Annotated in this window: 1 protein-coding gene; it reads right to left on the reverse strand. The window is 74.1% G+C overall.

Annotation, left to right across the window (positions count from 1 at the left end):
* Positions 1-47 precede the first annotated feature (47 nt).
* On the reverse strand, positions 48-1625 hold the full coding sequence (locus tag ACFWY6_RS27050; protein WP_384695350.1) for a carboxylesterase/lipase family protein: 1578 nt from the start codon (positions 1623-1625) through the stop codon (positions 48-50).
* Positions 1626-1690 lie beyond the last annotated feature (65 nt).

The following is a 1690-nucleotide window of genomic DNA, read 5'->3' on the forward strand; positions in this document are numbered from 1 at the left end:
GGCGTGCGCGATCCCCCCGGGTCGCGCACGCCGGGCAGCCTACCCGCTCACCCGGCGTCGGCCGGAGCGGAGTCCCACAGGTCACACCGGTGATCGTCGGCCAGTGTCGTGCTCACCGTGTTGCCGCCCGCGGAGGCGGTGCGCAGCGAGAGCACCTGGCCGGGCCGCGTCCGCTGATCGGGCGCCGCGGGCTGGCCGTCGGCGCTCGGCGCCCCGCCGTGGATGAAGGATCCCCAGTACTGGACCATCTGCCGGGCCAGCGACCGCTGTTCGGCATCGAGCGGCGACGCGAGCCCGAAGTGCTTGAAGAGGTACTGCACCTCATTCACATGGGTCGCCCCGAAGTCGAAGGTCTTGCCGGCTTCACGGATCGACGCGAAGGGCGGCGATGTGCGGTCGGCGAACTCATAGGCGTAGACGGGCCCGCGGTCCGCGAGCGCCTTGTTCATGCGCAGCGCGGTGCAGGCGAACATCCGGTCCCCGAGCGAGGCCGCGTAGGCGTGCGTCGGCGATGCGTGCTCGGACACCGGGTAGCGCTTGAGGACCTTGGCGCCCAGCTCTTCGCCGTACGCCTGGGTGAGCGCGCCCGGGTACTGCTCGGCGGTGAGCGGTCTGCCCTGCCCGTCGAACTGCGCGTAGGCGAAGAGCCGCCCCTCGTCGCTGTTGGCCCCGTTCAGTACGGGGACGTCCGACGCGCTCCCCCGCGCGTACGCCTCCTGTGGCTGCACCGGCAGGAAGTCGCCGCCCACGACCGGGCCCCAGTCGAACCCGCTCTGCGCCGCGAGGATCTGAGCGGAGGACTTCTTCCGCAGACAGGCGAGGGCGGTCGCCGGGTCGGGGCAGCCCGCCTTCTTCGCGAACGCCGCGCCCTGCGTACCGGCTTCCTTCCGCTCACGGGCCGCGCAGTCGCCGTACGCGCCGCTCTCCACGATGCCCGCGCGGAAGAGGCCCTCTGCGGTGGGCGAGGCGAGCAGGGTGCAGACGGAGCGGCCGCCCGCGGACTCGCCCGCGATGGTGACGCGGTGCCGGTCGCCGCCGAACGAGCCGATGTTGGCGCGCACCCAGCGCAGGGCCGCCTGCTGGTCGAGCAGGCCGTAGTTGCCCGAGACGTGATCGGACGCCTCACCGTCGAGGCTCTCTCCGGCGAGGAAACCCATCGCTCCGAGGCGGTAGTTGACGGTCACGACCACGGTGCCGGTGCGCCGGGCGAAGGCGTCCGGGACGATGTCCTCGCCCGCTCCCGCGGTCAGCCCGCCGCCGTGCAGCCAGACCATGACGGGGCGCTGGCGCCGGTCGCCGCCATCGGGGGCGTAGACGTTCAGGTCGAGGCAGTCCTCGGTGTGACTGGGATTCTCATAGCCCGGATCCCAACTGGCGCTCTGCACACACCGGTTGCCGAAGGAGGTGGCGCCGCGCACGCCGCGCCAGGGCTCGACCGCCCGTGGCTCCTTCCACCGCAGCGCGCCGACCGGCCGGCGCGCGTACGGGATCCCGAGGAACTGGCGCCCCTCGGCGGTGGATTCACCGCGTAACCAGCCCGCCTCCGTACGGACGAGCGTCGCGCCCTTCGTCGGCGGGTCACTCCCCGCGGGCTGCCCGGCCTGCGCGGCCTGCGGGGTGAGCACGGCGGGGGGGGGGGGGGGGGGCGCGGGGCGCGCCGCGCGCCCCCCCCCCCCCCCCCCCCCCCCCC

This window comes from Streptomyces sp. NPDC059037, assembly GCF_042740015.1.
In the GTDB taxonomy this organism is placed as follows: domain Bacteria; phylum Actinomycetota; class Actinomycetes; order Streptomycetales; family Streptomycetaceae; genus Streptomyces.